This window comes from Halomonas sp. 707D4, from assembly GCF_024158685.1.
In the GTDB taxonomy this organism is placed as follows: Bacteria; Pseudomonadota; Gammaproteobacteria; order Pseudomonadales; family Halomonadaceae; genus Vreelandella.
The window spans coordinates 1-1,236 of the sequence record NZ_JAMZBD010000692.1 but is presented as its reverse complement, the minus strand read 5'-3'; the positions used below and the strand labels follow the sequence as shown (position 1 = coordinate 1,236).

Sequence of the window (1,236 nt, the reverse complement as noted above, 5' to 3'; positions counted from 1 at the left end):
GTTGCGCCGTGGAAAGCGCCGTTTGCGCCTCGAGCGTGCGCTCGCGCTGGATGTTCAGCGCGGATTCGGCCTGACGCTGCTCCTCGCGGGCCGCCTCGCACGCCTTGCGCGCCTGGGCTTCGGTGTCGAAAGGCGCGCGCAGATGCTGGGCGCGCTCGTTCTGTGCAAGCCGCTGGCGCGCGGCTTCGATCGCCTCAACGTGCTCCAGGTGCGCGCGCTTGTCGGTGATCAGCGCATCGCGGGCCTGGCGCTGGCGCTCGATCTCCCGGCCCGCGTCGCGGCGCTGCTCCGCTTCACGGCGTGCGCGCCTGGCGGCTTCAAAGCGGGCACTGGCCTCCTCGACCCGGGGCGCCAGGGAAGCCAGCTCCTCGTCGAGGGCCGCCTCGCTTTCGAGCTCGCCGCCGGCCAGCAGGCCGCTGATGTGCTCGCGGTGACTCTTGACGCGGGAGACGATGCCTTTCGAGCGCTCGAGCAGCTCATCCTCGATGCGCTTGAAGATCTGCGTCTGGAACAGTCGGGCGAAGATCTTCTCGCGCTCGCTGGAAGGTGCGACCAAAAGCTCGCGAAACTTGCCCTGGGGCAGCACCATCACCTGGCGAAACTGCTTGACGTCGAGGCCGAGCAGCGCCTGGATTTGCGCGGTGGCTTCCCCCACGTTCCTGGCCACCAGGCAGTGGCGCTCCTCGAGCGCTTCGCTCAGCTGCCAGAGCTGGGCTTCGGTGTTCTGCGTGGTGGTGCCCTCCCCCTTGACCTTGGGACGCTCCTGCTGGGGCACGCGGCGAATGCGGTAGAAGCGGTCGTGCAGGCGAAAATCCAGCGTCACTTCGGTGAGCAGCCGGGGGCTTGCCGCGTCGCAGCGCATGTCGCCCCCGGTACGCTCCTCGCCGGTGGTCTGGCCGTAGAGGGCAAAGCAGATCGCATCCAGAATCGAGCTCTTGCCGGCGCCCGTGGGGCCGTTGATCAGAAACAGCGGGTGGCGGCCCAGGGCGGTGAAATCGAGCCGCTCGGTGCCGGCGAAGGGGCCGAAGGCCTGAAGGGTGAGCGCCAGCGGCGTCATGGCGTGCCCTCCTTGGCGAGCTCGTCGATCAGCCGGCGCATGACCTCCTTCTGCTCCTCGTCCAGCGCTTCGCCGCTGGTCTGCTCGAAGAAGTCGCCGAACATGTCCAGGGCGCTGAAGTGGAGCTTTTCGCGGTCGAGCTGCTGGGCGCCGCGCGCTTCCAGCATGCCGGGCTTCTC

At 68.6% G+C, this 1,236-nt stretch carries 1 protein-coding gene and 1 pseudogene; both read right to left on the bottom strand.

Features of this window, described 5'->3' with window-relative positions; genetic code table 11:
- Nucleotides 1-1,057 (bottom strand): AAA family ATPase (locus BIS11_RS17950; RefSeq protein WP_253586776.1); only part of this gene is annotated, 1,057 nt, incomplete at its 3' end.
- Nucleotides 1,054-1,236: pseudogene (locus BIS11_RS17945) on the bottom strand (exonuclease sbcCD subunit D); the annotation flags it as partial. The gene BIS11_RS17950 and the pseudogene BIS11_RS17945, both read right to left, overlap by 4 nt.